Origin of the sequence: Tessaracoccus sp. OH4464_COT-324 (genome assembly GCF_003932855.1) — a bacterium.
In the GTDB taxonomy this organism is placed as follows: Bacteria; Actinomycetota; Actinomycetes; order Propionibacteriales; family Propionibacteriaceae; genus Arachnia.
This window is the reverse complement of sequence record NZ_RQYZ01000019.1, coordinates 1-15,103: the sequence shown is the minus strand read 5'-3', so window position 1 is coordinate 15,103 and position 15,103 is coordinate 1. Positions and strand designations below refer to the sequence as shown.

General features: G+C 67.0%; 16 protein-coding genes. 9 read left to right on the top strand and 7 right to left on the bottom strand.

All coding sequences use genetic code 11. The features are described from left to right. Positions 1-73: 73 nt before the first annotated feature. The 7 genes from ptsP to EII42_RS09780 are packed head-to-tail and all read right to left on the bottom strand — an operon-like array spanning position 74 to position 6,637. Entirely contained in the window at positions 74-1,738 is a 1,665-nt protein-coding gene (ptsP, locus tag EII42_RS09805; protein WP_199729851.1) for a phosphoenolpyruvate--protein phosphotransferase, read from the bottom strand. 1 nt (position 1,739) lies between these two features. Further along, positions 1,740-2,012 (bottom strand): HPr family phosphocarrier protein, encoded by a 273-nt coding sequence (locus EII42_RS09800; RefSeq protein WP_125171943.1) that lies wholly within the window; start codon positions 2,010-2,012, stop codon positions 1,740-1,742. A 17-nt stretch (positions 2,013-2,029) separates the two neighbouring features. Continuing rightward, on the bottom strand, positions 2,030-2,953 hold the full coding sequence (locus EII42_RS09795) for a 1-phosphofructokinase family hexose kinase (RefSeq protein ID WP_125171942.1): 924 nt from the start codon (positions 2,951-2,953) through the stop codon (positions 2,030-2,032). Continuing rightward, the gene (locus EII42_RS09790; protein ID WP_233558349.1) at positions 2,950-3,732 is read right to left on the bottom strand and encodes a DeoR/GlpR family DNA-binding transcription regulator; all 783 of its coding nucleotides are present in this window, start codon (positions 3,730-3,732) and stop codon (positions 2,950-2,952) included. The genes EII42_RS09795 and EII42_RS09790 overlap by 4 nt, the downstream gene beginning before the upstream one ends. A 14-nt stretch (positions 3,733-3,746) precedes the next feature. Continuing rightward, positions 3,747-4,793 carry a zinc-dependent dehydrogenase gene (locus tag EII42_RS09785; RefSeq protein ID WP_125171941.1) on the bottom strand — a complete coding sequence of 349 codons (1,047 nt, stop codon included), beginning with the start codon at positions 4,791-4,793 and terminating at the stop codon, positions 3,747-3,749. 1 nt (position 4,794) lies between these two features. Further along, complete coding sequence (locus EII42_RS12970) at positions 4,795-5,232, bottom strand: PTS sugar transporter subunit IIA (protein WP_158676476.1); 438 nt, start codon at positions 5,230-5,232, stop codon at positions 4,795-4,797. Beyond that, a complete protein-coding gene (locus EII42_RS09780; RefSeq protein WP_158676475.1) occupies positions 5,225-6,637 on the bottom strand; it encodes a PTS mannitol transporter subunit IICB in 1,413 nt (470 codons plus the stop codon). The genes EII42_RS12970 and EII42_RS09780 overlap by 8 nt, the downstream gene beginning before the upstream one ends. Before the next feature lie 326 nt (positions 6,638-6,963). Here EII42_RS09780 and EII42_RS09775 point away from each other — a divergent pair, with 326 nt between their 5' ends. From EII42_RS09775 to EII42_RS09735, 9 genes are all read left to right on the top strand, one after another. Beyond that, the gene (locus EII42_RS09775) at positions 6,964-7,065 is read left to right on the top strand and encodes a 30S ribosomal protein bS22 (RefSeq protein WP_042842924.1); all 102 of its coding nucleotides are present in this window, start codon (positions 6,964-6,966) and stop codon (positions 7,063-7,065) included. Then, entirely contained in the window at positions 7,062-7,304 is a 243-nt protein-coding gene (locus EII42_RS09770) for a glutaredoxin family protein (protein WP_125171940.1), read from the top strand. Before EII42_RS09775 ends, EII42_RS09770 begins: the two co-directional genes overlap by 4 nt. Positions 7,305-7,313: 9 nt before the next feature. Beyond that, a complete protein-coding gene (locus EII42_RS09765) occupies positions 7,314-8,864 on the top strand; it encodes a uroporphyrinogen-III synthase (protein WP_125171939.1) in 1,551 nt (516 codons plus the stop codon). A gap of 171 nt (positions 8,865-9,035) precedes the next feature. Beyond that, complete coding sequence (locus EII42_RS09760; RefSeq protein WP_125171938.1) at positions 9,036-9,689, top strand: histidine phosphatase family protein; 654 nt, start codon at positions 9,036-9,038, stop codon at positions 9,687-9,689. Further along, positions 9,686-10,237, top strand: coding sequence for a TlpA disulfide reductase family protein (locus EII42_RS09755; protein ID WP_125171937.1), 552 nt, complete (start codon positions 9,686-9,688; stop codon positions 10,235-10,237). Before EII42_RS09760 ends, EII42_RS09755 begins: the two co-directional genes overlap by 4 nt. 41 nt (positions 10,238-10,278) lie before the next feature. Then, entirely contained in the window at positions 10,279-10,989 is a 711-nt protein-coding gene (locus tag EII42_RS09750) for a cytochrome c biogenesis CcdA family protein (RefSeq protein WP_125171964.1), read from the top strand. A 26-nt stretch (positions 10,990-11,015) separates the two neighbouring features. Continuing rightward, positions 11,016-12,449 carry a cytochrome c biogenesis protein ResB gene (locus tag EII42_RS09745; protein WP_233558348.1) on the top strand — a complete coding sequence of 478 codons (1,434 nt, stop codon included), beginning with the start codon at positions 11,016-11,018 and terminating at the stop codon, positions 12,447-12,449. Beyond that, positions 12,446-13,336 carry a c-type cytochrome biogenesis protein CcsB gene (gene ccsB / locus EII42_RS09740; protein WP_233558347.1) on the top strand — a complete coding sequence of 297 codons (891 nt, stop codon included), beginning with the start codon at positions 12,446-12,448 and terminating at the stop codon, positions 13,334-13,336. Before EII42_RS09745 ends, ccsB begins: the two co-directional genes overlap by 4 nt. A 9-nt stretch (positions 13,337-13,345) precedes the next feature. Further along, the gene (locus EII42_RS09735; RefSeq protein ID WP_125171935.1) at positions 13,346-14,788 is read left to right on the top strand and encodes a GerMN domain-containing protein; all 1,443 of its coding nucleotides are present in this window, start codon (positions 13,346-13,348) and stop codon (positions 14,786-14,788) included. Positions 14,789-15,103 lie beyond the last annotated feature (315 nt).

The following is a 15,103-nucleotide window of genomic DNA, read 5'->3' as shown; positions in this document are numbered from 1 at the left end:
GACAGGGTGGTGGTTCGGGTGCTTTTCAGCCGACCCCGAGTATCGCAGCCCGGCATGATCATTCAGATCGACCCTAGAGCAGACTGGTGAGTCGCTCGTCGGCAAGCGCAGCCACGGCCGAGCGTGCGTCGAGTGCGTTCCGGGCGCCTGCCGCCGCTTGCGCCATCTCCTGGCAGCAGGCCAGCGTGTGCAGGCTGAGCGCGTGACGCACCAGCGGCACCCGCGACGCCGGCATCGAAAGCGATGTTGCGCCCAACCCGGCCAGGACTAGGGCCATCAGCGGGTCGGCGGCTGACTCGCCGCAGATGCCGACGGGTTTTCCGGTGGAATGGCCTGCGGCACAGGCAAGGCCCACTAGTCGCAATATCGCGGGTTGGAAGGGGTCGAGTAGCTCAGATAGCTGCCCTAGCATCCGGTCGGCCGCCATCGTATACTGCGCCAGATCGTTCGTGCCCACGCTCGCGAAATCGCTCACCTGCAGCAGATGCTCGGCACTCAGCGCTGCGGCCGGCACCTCGATCATGATTCCTGCAGTTTCCAGCCCGACGGCGTGTGCGGCCGCCGTGAACCATTCGGCCTCGGCGAGAGTGGCCACCATCGGAGCCATCACCTTCACCTGCGCCTCGCAGGAGCGTTGCGCGGCGGCCAGCGCCGCCAGCTGCACCTCAAGAAGTTCGGTGCGTTCCTTCATCAGGCGCAGGCCGCGCCGGCCCAGCGCCGGGTTGGGTTCCTCGCCGAGGTTGGCGAAGGGCAGCGGTTTGTCGGCACCCGCGTCCAATGCACGCACTGTTACCGGGCGCTGGCCGAACGGCTCCAAGACTTCCCGATACAGTCGGGTCTGCTGCTCCAGTGTGGGTGCGCTCGTCGCCGTCAGGAACACGAACTCCGTGCGGAACAGCCCCACGCCCTCCACATCGAGCCGTGCGGCGGCGCGGGCCTCCTCGGGCCCGCCAATGTTGGCCAGCAGCGCCACCGGGTAGCCGTCCGCAGTATGTCCCGGACCGGACGCGTCGATGCGCTCTCGGGCGCGGCGGCGGCGCTCCAGCCCGGCGATCACCGCCTCGTCCGGTTCAGCCACTACTCGGCCGGTGTCGCCGTCGAGCGCGACGATGGTGCCGCTTGACAACTCCAACACGCCCGCAGCCTGCACCACGGCCGGGATGCCGCGCTGGGCTGCGAGGATCGCGGTGTGGCTGGTGATGCCGCCGCCGCTCGTGACTAGGCCGACAACGAGGCTGGGGTCCAGCGTTGCCGTGTCCGCGGGGGCCAGATCCTCAGCAACGACGATGCAAGGCTGGTTCAGTTTCGGCAGCCCCGGGGCGGGACGGCCCAGCACGCGCGCTATCGCCCGTTGGCCAACGTCGTTCAGGTCCGAGACGCGCTCGGCGAAATAACCTCCCAACTCCTTCAACTCCGCGGAGTAGCTCGCCACCGCGGCCTGGATGGCGTGCGCGGGGCCCAGCCCGGCGCGCAACTGTTCGTGAGCGGCATCGAGGAGACCCTCGTCTCGGGCCATGAGCGCCGCCGCGGTCAGCATCTGCCGCGCATCCTCGCCGAGCGTCGCCGCGCGGGCCTCCAACTCGTCGCCAACCTCCGCCAGCGCCTGCGCTACCCGCGCGGCCGCCTCGTGGTGATCCAGCGAACAGGTCTCGTCAGGCAGGGGCTCGGGCGGCAACACCACCACGACGGGTGCGCTGACCCCGCCTGGGCTGACGCCGATGCCGGTGAAGGTACGCACCTTAAGCCTCGCTGTCATGATCGATTTCGAGGAAGGCCGCCAGCCGGTCAAGCGCTGCTCCCGCAGCGGGATCCTCGGCGGCCAGCACAACGGTCTCGCCATGCTTCGCACCCAGCGAGAGCACCCCCAGCACGGAACTGGCCTTCACGGTCTTGCCTCCCGGCTTCCCGATGGTGATGGCGTGGCCGGTGGCCTTGACCTGCTCGACGAACAGGGCGGCAGGTCGGGCGTGCAGGCCGACTGCGGATGCGATGGTTACTTGGCGGGTGATCATGATGTCTCCTTGATGAGTCAGTCGGTGAGCAGGATGCTGGGGTCGGGGTTTGTGGTCAGGCGCACCGCCACGCGGGCGATGTCATGGGGGCCGGGTACTGCGCTGCCCGGCAGTTGCACGGCTGCGCTGCCCCAGGCGACGCCGCAGGCCAACGCCTGGGGGGCCGGCTGGCCCGCAGCGAGGGCGGCTAGCACGCCGGCTAGAAGGCAGTCGCCCACTCCGACGGTGGAGCGCGGCTGCGTGACGTGCGCGCTCGCGTGCGCCACATCGTCGCCGTGCACAAGGAGAGCGCCATCGGCGCCCAGGCTGACCACGACGTACTCGATGGAGCGGGCGAGATCGCGGGCCGCATCCAATACGTCGCCCAGAGTGCGCGCGGGTGCGCCCACCAAATCGGCCAGTTCCTCCCGGTTTGGTTTGATGAGGCTTGGCCGGGCCGCCACAGCAGCCCGTAAAGCTGCGCCAGAGGCGTCGACGGCGACCCGGCCGGGAGCAGCGGCCACGAGCTGGGCGTAGTAGGTATCGGGGGCTCCGGCTGGCAGGCTGCCGCACAGAACGATCCAGTCGGCATCATCCGGGAGCGCCGCAGCCAGGGTAACCAACTCATCAGGGCTCATCTCTGGGCCGGTTTCGTTGATCTTGGTGGTCTGGCCTTGGGCAATGAGGGCGATGTTGGTTCGGGTGTTCCCTGCGATCGGCAGTACTCGATGCGGTACCCGGGCCCCGGTCAGGAGTTCGTCGAGCAGCCGGCCTGTGGGGCCGCCGAGCGGCAGCACGGCGAGCGTGTCGTAGCCATTTCTGAGCAGTACTCGTGAGACGTTCACACCCTTGCCGCCGGGATCGATCCGGGAATCAGTGGCGCGGTGTACCTCGCCTGGGCGAAGCTCCGCAATCGAGCTGGTGTGGTCGATGCTGGGGTTGGGTGTCAGAGTCACGATCATGAGCGCAATACCTCCAAACCTGTTTGTTCGAGTTCCTCCGCAGTCTCGGCATCGAGGGCGGTATCGGTGATGAGCAGGTCGACGTCGTCGATTGTGGCGAAGCGATGGAAATGGGTGCGGCCAGCCTTCGACGAGTCGGCAAGTACCACGACCCGTTTGGCGGCCCGCACCATAGCCTGCTTCGTGTCGGCCTCGGCCTGGTCAGGGGTGCTGAATCCCCAGCCGACGGTGAAGCCGTTGGCTCCCATGAAGGCCACGTCAACGCGCACATCAGCGAGTGCCTGCTGCGCCCACACCCCGACGGCGGCCCCAGTTCGGCCTCGCAGCTGGCCGCCGAGCAGATACACCGTCGCGGTTTTGTCTTGAAGGGCCGAGGCGATGGCCGGGGAGTTGGTGACGACGACCAACTCCTGATCCGCCGGTAGCGCGGCCGCCAGGGCCAGAGTGCTGGTGCCTGCGTCGAGCAGGATGGTGCCCTCGACTGGGACCTCGGCTAGTGCGGCGTGCGCGATGCGCTGTTTCTCGTCGCGCTGCCGCCCCAACCTTTCGAGTGTCGAGGGCTCGCGGGCGTCGTCAGAGATGGGCAGCGCTCCGCCGTGCACCCGCCGGAGCCGCCCGCGCGATTCGAGGGTGCGCAGGTCGCGGCGGATCGTCTCCGGCGTCACCCCTAGCCTGTCCGCAAGTGCGGATACCTCGACCCGACCCTGGGCGTCGGCGATGTCCAGGATGAGGTTGTAGCGTTCGACCGCATACAGGTTCTTGGGGGTGTCGGTGCTCATTTCGCTGCTCCTGCTCAGGGTTCCACTGTTACCTTGATCGCCTCGCCGCTCGCCACGATGTCGAAGACATCCAGCACCTGAGACAAGGGTATCCGCTTTGTGATCAGGTCTTTTACGGGCACCTTGCCGCTGGCGATGTGAGCGAGCGCCTGCCGGTTGTGCTCGGGAGCAGAACCGTTTGCGCCATGGATATGTAGCTGACGGTAGTGCACCAGGTTGGCATCACACGTTATGGTCGGGTCGGTTTTCGGCAGTCCGCCGAAGAAGCTGATCCGTCCGTTGCGGGCAGCCATCGCGATCGCCTGCTCCTGGTTGACGTTCGCGGGGGTTGCGGTGATCACCACGTCGGCTCCCCGGCCGTTAGTCAGCTCGAACACCCGCGCCACCGGGTCGGTTTGGGAGGCGTTGATGATGATGTCGGGAGCCACTGCCTCAGCCGACATTTTCAAGCGGGCCTCGTTGATGTCGATCATGATGATTCGTCCCGCCTGGTGGATGCCTCGGGCGATGCGCACGTGCATGCAGCCGATGGGGCCCGCGCCGAAGATGACCACGTCGTCTCCGGGCTGGATGCCGAGCTGCTCTTGGGCGTTGATGGCACACGCGAATGGCTCGGCTGCGGAGGCCTCGTCGAAGCCCACCCCGTCGGGGATCCGGTTCATACCGTCCACGGCGAGCACTTGGCGCGGCACAATCATGTACTCAGCGAAGCCGCCGTCGTACTGATAGCCCATTGAGGTCTGATTCTGGCACACAGCCATCCAGCCCTTGCGGCACTCGTGGCAGTCCCCGCAGGGAACTGCGGCGATGATCTGTACGCGCTCGCCCACTCGCCAGTCACCCGGAACTTCCGCGCCGATCTCGACGATGCGTCCCGCCACCTCATGGCCGATGGTTCTGGGGGGCGTCAGGTTGGGGTGTCCGGCCCGTCTGATCTTCACGTCGGTGCCGCAGGTGGAGCAGTTGACCACCTTGATTTTTACCTCGTCGGGGCCACACACGGGCTCGGGGATGTCCTCCAAGCGCAGGTCGCCGGGTGCGTAGAAGCGTAGGGCTAGCATGTCAGGCTTCCTGTCCGGTCAGGAGCGTGAGGACGCGCTCGACGCTGTTGGTGCTGGCCAGCTCGGCGACGGCGTCGGAATCCATCAGCACCTCGGCCAGGTTGCCCAGGATCTCGGCGTGTTCGTCGGAGTTGCTGGCGATGGCGATCGCGAGGTGAACGGTGTTGCCGTCCCAGTCCACGCCTGCGGGAAACTGCAGCACGGCCAGGCAGGTGCGCCGGATGTACTGGCGGGACTCGTTGGTGCCGTGCGGGATGGCGACGCCTTCGCCCAGGTAGGTGGATACTTGGCGCTCGCGATCGAACAGCGCGTCCGCGTACTCCTGGGTGGCGGCATCTAGCTCGACGAGGAGCTGGCCGCATTGGGCGAGAGCGTCGGCCTTGTTGACGGCGGTGGCGCCGAGGCGCACGTTGTTGCGGCTCAGTATTTGGTCACTCAATGGTCTTTCCTTCCTTGATGGCTTCCTCCACTCTGGCGAAGGCGGGGTCGCCGACGAATTGTTCAAAGGGGACGATGACCGCTGCGGGGGCTTGACCACGCACACGCTCGGCCAGCCCGGACTGGCACATGATGAGTTGGGCGTCGGACGGCACCTCGTTCACGGGGGAATGCCGCACGTCCACGCCGTGTGGGGCGAGCCGCTTGCGCATCGCGCTGGCTACCATCACGCTGGAGCCCATACCCGCGTCGCAGGCGATGTAGAGCAGATTGACATCGGCACCGCTGATTCCGCGGGTAGCAGCGTCCGTCGTGTTGAGGCCGTCCGCCTCCTCGTCGGGGACAGGATCGGATTGCCTGCGGAAACCCAACAGCGCTGCGGCGACGAGGAAGCTGACAGCGGTGGCGGTCAGCACGGCGGCAAGCATCGGAATGTAGCCACCGCGGGGGGTGACCGCGAAGTAAGCGAAGATGCTGCCGGGAGACGCGGGACCGACCAGACCTGCATTCAGCAGGGTGCCGACGAGCAGGCCGGATGCACCTCCGGAGATGGCAGCCAGGATGAGGCGGGGCATCGCCAGGATGTAGGGAAAGTAGATCTCGTGGATACCGCCGAAGAAGTGGATGATGATCGCGCCCGGCGCTGTTGCTCGTACCGTGTGTGTGCCGAAGAAGGTCAGCGCGAGCAGGATGCCTAGGCCCGGGCCGGGGTTGGACTCCACCATGAACAGGATCGATCTTCCGAGTTCCTGCGATTCCGCGGCGCCGAGAGGGCTGAGGACGCCATGATTGATGGCGTTGTTCAGGAAAAGAACCTTGGCGGGCTCGACGACGATGGACGCGATGGGTAGTAGGTGTGCCTCGACGAGCCAGCCCACGCCCGAGCCGAGGCCCTTGACCGCCACGTCGACGAGAGGGCCGATGCCGAGCCGTCCGAGGATCGCCATCAGCATGCCCAGGATACCGAGCGAGAAGTTGTCGACGAGCATCTCGAATCCGCTTCGGACCCTGCCTGCCACCGCACGGTCGAACAGTTTGAGGACGAATGCGGCGAGTGGGCCCATCATCATCGCGCCGAGGAACATCGGGACGTCGGAGCCAACGACCACGCCCATCGTCGCTATGGCGCCGGCTACCGCGCCGCGGGTCTCGTGCACCATCTTGCCACCGGTGTAGCCGATCAAAATGGGCAGGAGGTATGTGATGACGGGGCCGACCATCGTGGCGAGGGCTTCGTTGGGTAGCCAGCCATCGGGGATGAAGATAGCGGTCAGCAGGCCCCAGGCGATGAAGGCACCGATGTTGGGCATGATCATGCCGGCCAAGTGACCGCCGAAGCGTTGGATCCGAGCGCGGGCGCCTTTGCCGGTGAGGTTCTTGTGCACGGAGGCGTCGGGTAGCGACATCTGGATCCTCCTTTCCGAACTGCGGTGTTCTGTCTGTTTGCGTCTGATTTGTGATCAAATCGGAGCGATGCGATCAGCATAGCGCGAAAAACAAGCAGAAGCAAGCCTAAACATGACAAAATACGGAAGCAAGCGGACCTAAGTTGGGTTTGGTTTGTTCTGGTTGTGAGCTTTGGGTTCAGGGGGCGGAGAGAGGGGCGCAGCAGGGCCCGACTGGGTGTGGCGCGTGTCGTGCCGGGAATTGGGTCGGAGCGCAGTTGCGCGTTAGCATAGGGCGTCCGCCGTGACTCGCACGGCCGACGCAGACTGTCTAAGAAAGGCGAAACGTGGGCTCTGTCATCAAGAAGCGCCGCAAGCGCATGGCCAAGAAGAAGCACCGCAAGCTCCTGAAGCGCACCCGCATTCAGCGTCGTCGCGCGGGCAAGTGACCCCCTGCTCCGCTGCGCGGGTCCGGCTGCTCACCCGTTCCGGCTGTCACCTCTGTTCAGACGCCGAGCGGATCGTCGAGCGCAGCTGCGCGTTGAGGGGAGTTGGATACGAGCTGGTTGACGTGGACTCGGACTCGGCGCTGGCCGAGTACTCGGACCACGTGCCGGTCTTGATCGTGGACGGGAAGGTGCGCAGCTTCTGGTTTGTTGATGAAGCTGCACTTTCCGCCTTGTTGTGAGGAGAACCCTTGGCTGAAGTAGGACTCGGGAGCGTCACGTTCGTCGGCTCCGGCCCTGGAGAGTTCGGGCTGCTGACCCTGCTGGGCGCGAGATCGCTGCGTTTCGCGGATCTCGTGGTGATCGACCAGCGGGTGGACATTGACGAGGTGCGCAAGCTGACCGCGGGACACACCCGGATCGAGCTGGTGGCCGAGGACGAGGTGGCACAGCTGGTCGAAGCGGCCCGCGAAGGGCTGAAAACCGTCCGACTGAGCCAAGATGACCATTTCTGCGAGGCCTTCACTACCGACGTCGTGCCCCGCGTGCGCGCCGCCGGGGTGCGGATCAACGTCATCCCGGGCCTGAACCGCTGGAGCACCCTCTTCACCTACGGTGCGATTGCCACCGGCCGCACCACCGCGTACATGCATGCTTGCGACCATGCTCCCGAGATCGAGCAGTGGCCGACGGCGGGTACCGTCGCGTTGCACACCTCGGGCAGCCTCCTCGGCGAGATCGGCCGCGTCGCCCAGGAGAGATACGCTCCGAACGACAAGGTCCTGCTGCTGAGCGGGGTTGGTTCCACCGCGCAGACCAGCCGCATGCTCACCTGGGCCGATCTAGCGCCCATCGACGAGGGCGAATGCTACATCGTCTACGGCGACGCCATCGCCGACTCCGACCGGGCCCGCGTCGGCTGGTATGAGTCCAAACCGCTGTTCGACTGGCGCGTGCTCAGTCCCCGCACAAAGGACGACCTCGGCAGACTGGCCGAGGAGTTGGCCCAGTACGGCGCCACCACCGAAACCATCCCAACAATGAGCATCGAGCCGCCCCGCACCGAGCAAGGCATGGAGCGTGCGGTGCGTGGCCTCGTCGACGGCCGTTATCTGTGGTGCGTCTTCACGTCCCCGCACGCCGTCGCCGCCGTCGCGGAGCGGCTGGCGGAGTACGGGCTGGACTCGCGCGCACTGTCCGGCATCAGCATCGCCGCCGTCGGCCGCGGTACCGCCGGCGAACTGCGCAAGCTGGGCATCGTCGCAGACCTGGAGCCCAGCGGTCCCAACACCGTGGGCGCGCTGGCCACCGAGTTCCCGGCCTTCGACAACATGATGGACCCGATGAATCGGGTGCTGGTGCCTAGCGCGGACGTGTCGATCGAGCCCCTCATGGAGGGGCTGGGCCACCTCGGCTGGGAAGTCGAAGGGGTCACCGCTTACCGCACGGTACGGGCCGCTCCGCCGCCCGCCGAGACCCGCGAGGCAATCAAGGGCGGTATGTTCGACGCCGTCGTATTCACGTCGGCCACCGCCGTGCGTAACATGATCGGTATCGCAGGTAAGCCGCACGCGGTCTCGATCATCGCGGCGATCGGTGAAGCGACGGCGGCCGCCTGCGAGCAGCACGGCCTCCGCGTGGACGTGATCGCCAAGTCGCCCACGTTCGCGTCGCTGGCCGAGGGCCTCGCCCAGTTCGCCGACGAACGGCGGGCCGCGGCGCTCGCCAAGGGCGAGCCGCTGAAGAAACCCTCTGAGCGAAAGCGACGTCGCAGACGGAAGACGGTTGCCGAGGCCACCTAGGGCCCTCCCCGGAGACCCGCCGGGCTGCGGCGCTCCGGTTCGGGTGAGGGGTGTCCCCAGCGGCTTGACCTGTACGTCCAGTACAGGTGGCAGCCGTTGGGAACCCAACTCATCCCGCCCGCAGCGTCCTCGCTCCACCAGCACTTTCGAAACAGGCCCTAAGCTGTCCTCATGATTTCGACAGTGCACGTTCTGCGTCACGGCCAGGTCCACAACCCGGATGGCCTGCTCTACGGCAGGCTGCCAGGCTTTGGGCTCAGCGAGCTTGGTCACCGGATGGCGCAGCGCATGGCCGAGGTGTTCGCCGACGATGCACTCACCCACCTGCGCTGCTCGCCGCTGCAACGCGCCCAGGAGACGATGGCCCCTATCGCAGCGCGGCATCCCGGGCTGCCGGTCGTCACTGACGAGCGGCTGATCGAGGCGGCGAACGCTTTCGAGGGAAAACGCTTCGGGCGGAACAATGCGGCACTGTTCGACCCACGAATGTTCTGGCACATGCGCAACCCGCTCCGGCCATCGTGGGGCGAATCCTACGCTAGCATCGCGGAGCGGATGCTGGCCGCGCTTGCCGCGGCCGCCGAGGCGGCGGGGGAGGGCGGCACTGCGCTGCTGGTGTCACACCAGCTGCCCATCTACATCGCGCGGCGCGCGGTGGAAGGCCGACCATTCGTGCACGACCCGCGCCGTCGTCGGACCACGCTGTGTTCGGTAACTACCTTCCGCTACCTCGACGGGAAACCGGTGGGCGTCGACTATGCCGAACACATCAACGACCTGCTGCCGCCCAGCAGCAGCGCGCGCAAGTTCCGGGTGGGCACATGAGAAGGATCGTCGCCTGGCTGAGCGCCTGCCTGCTGGCCGGCTGTTCGTCGTTGACCGGCGGCGGAGAGTCGACCGACACCTACGGCTTCACCGCCGGCGACGGCGCGGTTACCATCGTCGCGGAGGCGGAGCGCAGCCCCGCCCCGGCGCTGTCCGGCCCCACACTCTCCGGGGGACATGTGTCGTCGGGCGACTTCGCGGGCAGGATCGTCGTCATCAACGTCTGGGGCTCATGGTGCGCGCCCTGCAGGCACGAAGCCCCCGAGCTGGTGGCGGCCGACGAGCGGCTGGGCGATGACGTGCAGTTCCTCGGGCTCAACACCCGCGACCTGTCCGAAGCGCCGGCCCAGGCCTTTGTGCGCTCCTTCAGCATCGGCTACCCCAACATTTTCGACCCCGACGGCAAACTGCTGCTCGGCTTCGACGCGCTGCCGCCCAAGGCGATCCCCTCTACGCTGGTGATCGACCGGGAGGGGCGGGTCGCAGCGCGGGTGCTGGGCGAGATTGACGCCAACACCCTCGTGAGCCTCGTGGAGGACCTCCGATGATCCCGTTGGACAGCTGGGTGGCAAGTGCCCTCACCGATTCGATGCTCGTAGCGATCCCCGTGGCGGTGCTTGCGGGGCTGGTCAGCTTCGCGTCGCCGTGCGTGCTGCCTCTGCTACCCGGCTATCTTTCCTACGCTTCCGGGGTGGGGGCCAGCCAGCTGGTGGCGGGCCGGGGGCGGCGCGGACCACTCGTGCTGGGCACGATCGGCTTCGTGCTGGGTTTCTCCCTCGTGTTCGTGGCGACGGGGGCGGTGGCCGGCGGGGTGGGCGCGCTGCTCGTCCAGCAGCAGCGGACCATCACCATCGTCGCCGGCATACTCATCATCGTGCTGGGCGTCGCATTCAGCGGACTGCTGCCGCTGCCCAGCCTGTGGCAGCCGTCGTACACCCCCAGGGCGGGCGTGCTGGCCTCACCGCTGCTCGGCATCGTCTTCGGCCTCGGGTTCACGCCCTGCATCGGCCCGGCGCTGTCGGTGGTGCTGTCGCTCGCGTTCAGCGAGGGCTCAGCAGGCCGGGGCGCGCTGCTGGCCTTCTGCTACGCGCTGGGGTTGGGGATGCCGTTTGTCGTGTTTGCCTTCGCCTTCAGCGCGCTGGCCCCGAAACTAACCTGGCTGCGCACCCATCAGGCCGGCCTGCAGCGCGCGGGCGGCGCACTGATGGTGCTGGTGGGCCTGCTGATGCTCACCGGGGGCTGGGACTGGCTGATGGGCGCGCTCAGGCAGTGGGCCTCGTCGTTCGGGGCAGTGCTGTGAGGTGGGCCTGGACGCAGCTGACCAGCATGCGAAACGCGCTCGTGCTGCTGGTGCTGCTGGCGCTGGCCGCAATCCCCGGCTCACTCATCCCGCAGTCCAGGATCTCGGTGGCCGACGTCGCCGCCTACAAGCGCGATCACCCCACGCTGGACAAGCTCTGGCAGCCCCTCGGGATGTACGACGTGTACGCGTCACCCTGGTTCTCCGCCATCTACCTGCTGCTGTTCATCTCCCTGATCGGCTGCATCCTGCCCAGGATCAAGAAGTACGCCGTTGATGTCGTGGCGCCGCCCGCGAAGCTGCCCAGCCACCCGGAGAAGCTGCCGGTGGCGCGACGAATGGCGGCCACGCCGGAGACGCTGGCGCGAGCCGAGCGCTGGCTGAAGCGCAAGGGATTCCGCACCCTCGCGAGCGATCGAGGGATCAGCGCGGAGCGCGGCTACGCGCGCGAGGCCGGCAACCTGATCTTTCACCTCTCGCTGGTGGCCGTGCTGGTTGGGCTCGCCTGGTCGAACTTCCTGGGCTTCAGCGGAACGGCAGTGGTGGTGGAGGGCCGCGGCTTCGCCAACAGCATCACGCAGTACGACGACTTCTCCGCCGGTGCTTGGCGGGACACCGACCGGCTGGAGCCGTTCAGCCTGGAGGTGCACCGCTTCTTCGCCGCCTTCGAGACGGGGCAGGTGCAGCGCGGCGCGGCGCGGCTGTTCGAGGCGGAGATGAGTGTCACGGAGGCGGGCGAGACGCACAACGCGCGGCTCACGGTCAACGGCCCGTACATCACCGCCGGCGGCACCCAGATCAACCTGCTCGGCCACGGCTACGCCCCGCACTTCACGGTGCGCGACGGTGAAGGCGCGGTTGCCTTCGAAGGGCCGGTGGTGTTCCTCCCGGTGGACGGCAACTTCACCTCGCAGGGGGTGGTCAAGGTGCCCGACGCGCGCCCGGAACGGCTGGCCTTCGAGGGCACCTTCCTGCCGACGGCGGTGCTCGACGGCGAGACCGCGCGCTCTGTGTTCCCCGATGCGATCGAGCCGGAGGTGTGGCTGAACGCCTGGCGAGGCAAGCCCGGGGCGGAGACTGGCGTCCCGGAGAACGTCTACACACTCAACCCGCGGGGCCTGGAGCCCGTGCTGGGCGACAACGACGAACGACTGCGGGCGCGCATGAAGCCCGGATCTGGGTTCACGCTGCCCGAAGGGCTGGGCAGCGTGCAGTTCGACGGCTACTCTCGCTGGGTGAAGCTGCAGTTCAGCGAAACGCCCGGCAACCAGCTCACCCTGTGGGCGATCATGGTGGGCATTCTCGGCCTGACAGTCAGCCTGTTCGTGAAGCCCCGGCGGATCTTCGTGGTGCGCGCGGGCGACGGCGTCGTCGTCGGGGGCTTGGATCGGAGCCCGACTGGGCTGCGGGTGGAAGACGAGGTTCGCTCGCTCGTCGAGGAACTGGAGGAGGAAGCATGACGCAATTCTCTGACACCGTGCTGGTGATCGCGATGGTGTGTTACATCATCGCGTTTGCGCTGCATTCCGCCGAGTGGGGGTTTGCCCGCGGGTTGGCGGCCGAGAGGGCAAGCGACGGCTCGGAGGACGCCAAGCGGATCAACGTCGACCTCTACGGGCGCCTGGGGGTGGCCGCGACGGTGGTGGCCGTTGCGGCGAACATCGTCGGCGTCGTGGCGCGCGGCATAGCGGCCGGTCGGGCGCCGTGGGGAAACATGTATGAGTTCGTGACGGCGGCGATGGCCTTCCTGAGCGTGCTGTACCTGCTGTGCGTGTGGCTGTGGCGCGGGCGTTGGCTGGGACTGGGCGTGACGGGCCTGTGCGCGCTGATGATGGGGCTGGCCATCACCTCGTTCTACGTGGAAGTGGCGCCGCTGATGCCCGCGCTGCATTCGGTGTGGTTCATCATCCACATCGTCGCTGCCGTGCTGGCCGCCGCCGCGTTCAACGTCGCCGGGGTGGCGAGCGTGCTCTACCTGGTGCGGTCACGGGCGGAACGCAAGGGGGAGATCACCGGATACCTGGCGAAGGTTCCGACCTCCCGCAGACTCGACTTGTTCGCGCACCGTGTCACGGCGTTCGCCTTCCCGATCTGGACCTTCACCATCGTCGCGGGCGCGATCTGGGCGCAGTACGCGTGGGGCCGGTTCTGGAACTGGGATCCGAAGGAAACTTGGAGTTTTATCACGTGGGTGTTCTACGCGGGCTATCTGCACGCGGCGTTGACGGCGGGCTGGCGCGGTACCCGAGCGGCGGTGCTGGCGCTGATTGGCCTGGCGACGTTCTGGTTCAACTTCGTGGGGGTGAACCTGCTGTTCAGCGGGCTGCACTCCTACTCGGGAATCTAGCGGGCGACGATGGCCAAGCAGGAGAGCATCGACTGGCTGCTGGAGATCTACGAGGAGCAGCACGCGCACCTGTTTCGCCTGGCGACGCTGCTGGGCGCCGGCCCGAAGGCCGGGGAGATCGTCCGCGACGCCATGCTCGCGCTGCTGCGGCGCCGCAACCGGGTGGTCGACCCGGTGGAGCGGGTCGAGCTGTTGCGCGAGCAGGTGATCCACCTAACCCACCCGGTCGGTTTCCGCGCCAACCTGCCCGTGCCCGAGGATGGGCGCTACTTGGCGCTGATGCGCACGGTCTACGATCTGCCGCAGCAGCTGGGGGAGATCGTGGTGGTGGCGCACTACCTGAACGTTTTCGGCCCGGAGCTGAGCCACGTGATGCGCACGACGCTGCGCGGCGCGAACCGGCGCCTTGAAGTGGCGCTCAACATGCTGCGCCACCGGCTGGGCGGCAGCGGCGACCTGGAGGCGCTGTCGCAGGAGCTCACGGCGGCGTTGAAGAGCCTCGGCAAGCAGATCAAGGCGATCCCGGACGAGGGGATCGAGGAGGAGCTGCGGAAACGTCGTCGGCTCACGGTGGGAAAGGTGCGCGCGCAGCTGGTCTTTGTGGCCTGCCTGGTGGCGATGTCGCTGGGGGCGATCGGAGCGGCGGCGACGCGCGACACCACCGACGCTATTACCACCTCCGAAGCGCCGGATACGCGCCCGCTGCCGTCGGGAGGTGCGCAGGCCGCAGTGCGCGCCGTGGTGCGTGGGATGCCGATCTACTACGTGGGTCGCACGAACAACCTGCTGTACCGGGAGCAGAGAAACCTGCCCTCGACGGCGAGCCTGCCGCGGGCAGCGGTGGAGGCGCTGTTCACACTCGTGCCCAACGACCCCGACTACACGTCGCTGTGGGAGGGGACGGTGAACGATGTTCGTTTCCTGGACGCCACCGCTACGGTGGACCTGAGCGCGGAGACCTACGCGAACCTCATCAAGTCTTCGGAACATTCGGAGGCGGCGATCAACCAGCTGGTGGCTACGCTGGCGGAGACGATGAAGGAGCCCCAGATGCGGGTGCGCTTCCTGGCCGACGGCCAACCTGCTCCCGGCGTTTTCGGAGCCGACGAGGGGTTCCGCGTCCCGGGCATGGCCCAGCGGCCGGGGCTTTGGATCACGAACCCCAGAAACGGCGACACGGTCGGCACCGACGTGTTGCGCATCACCGGCACTACCAAGCCGGCCTACGGGGCGCCCGTGATCACGATCACGAACCTGGAAACCAAGCAGAAGATCGTGAACGTCGTGGCGCAAACGGCGCTCAGCGCGAATCCGGAGGGTTGGCTGGAATGGTCGGTGTCGGTCAACCTTTGGGAACCGGGGTCTTACGAGGTCACCGCTGTAGGCACCCCGGAGAAACCCGGATCCGACAACGCGCAGGTTAGTGAGAACAAGGTGATCCGGGTCTCCTGAGCAGCTGGTGCGGTATCTAGTTGCTGGGCGTCTGCGGTTCCGCTCAGGCTTCGCAGCCCTAGCGGGGCGCGCTGAGCCGCTGGGGGCAGGGGATGGAAATAGTGTCTCGGTTGGCTTCCGGTTGACCCTGTGCTGTGGGAGAATGCGGTTATGGGACACAAGTATTTTGACGATGAGTGGGATCCTACGGCTCCGGTGTTTTATTCGGATGGGGCCGATGGGGATGATGGTGTGGTTGGTGTGCCGGCGGCGCCTGTGTGGTCGGATGGGGATCAGCGGGCGGAGGCTGCTTTACGAGCTGAGTTGGCGGCCGCG